Source organism: Streptomyces sp. IBSBF 3136 (assembly GCF_036815105.1).
Taxonomy (GTDB): Bacteria; Actinomycetota; Actinomycetes; order Streptomycetales; family Streptomycetaceae; genus Streptomyces.
Map to the genome: position 1 here is coordinate 1 of NZ_JAJSZC010000475.1, position 965 is coordinate 965.

1 protein-coding gene is annotated in these 965 nt (G+C 78.1%); it reads left to right on the top strand.

Going from position 1 to position 965, the window contains the following annotated elements:
- Nucleotides 1-167: 167 nt before the first annotated feature.
- A complete protein-coding gene (locus tag V7E45_RS40310) occupies nt 168-740 on the top strand; it encodes a hypothetical protein (RefSeq protein WP_333779250.1) in 573 nt (190 codons plus the stop codon).
- Nucleotides 741-965 lie beyond the last annotated feature (225 nt).

Consider the following 965-nt stretch of genomic DNA (forward strand, 5'->3'; position numbering starts at 1 on the left):
CCGTGACCACGCCCGCCTCCACCACCATGCCGGCGACCGCCGCCCGAACGGGGACGAGACCCCCGGCGGGGGCCGCGCCCGCGGTGGCCGGCCGGGGAGCGGTCGGGGTGGCGGGGGTGCCGGTGAGGACCGGTCCGCCGCACACGCCGTCGCCCCGGACCGCCGCGGTGGCCGCCGGAGTGCTCGCCGCCGCCGGCGTGCTCGTGGCAGGCGGTCTCGTGGGCGGGGCGCTGCGCGGATTCCTCGACCGGATGGCCGGGGTGATGGCGCTCGTCGCGCTGTCGCTGGCCGTGATGGTGGGGCTGGCGACCGCGCTGCGCGGGCTGCTGCCGCCCCGGGCGCGGACCGCGGCCCAGCACCTGCACCGGGCCCTGGGCGTGCTCGGCGTCGGGTTCCTGCTGCTGCACATCGGTGTGAAGGTCGCCGGCGGCCGGGTCGCCGCAGGGGCCGCGGCGCTCGGCTGGGGCAGCGGCGACGCGCTGGTCGGCCTCGGCACCCTGGCCTGCTACCTCTTCCTCGTCGCGGTCGCCACCGGCGTCTGGCGCGGCGTCTTCGCCACCCGCCGCTGGATCCGCCCCTTCCGCGTCCTCCACGGCGCCTCCTACGCCGGGTGGCTGGCCGCCGTCGTCCACGGCCTCACCGCCGGCCGCACCCCCGCCCCCTGGGTCACGGCCGCCTACGCCCTCTGCCTCACGGCGACCGCGGCGGCTCTCACCATCCGCTGCTTCCGCAACCGCTGACGCGCCGAGGCCCCCGGTTCTTGCGTCCCCGGTTCTCCGGCCGCCGGTCCTTCGGTCCCTGGCCCTCCGGCCTCCGGCCGTCGGTTCTTCGGTCTCTGTCCTCCGGCCGCCGGTTCTTCGGTCCCCGGTTCTTCGGCCCCTGGTCCTCCGGCCCCTGGTTGTCCGGCCCTTGGTCATCCGGTCCCTGTCCTTCGGTCCCTGGCCCTCCGGCCTCCGGCCGTCGGT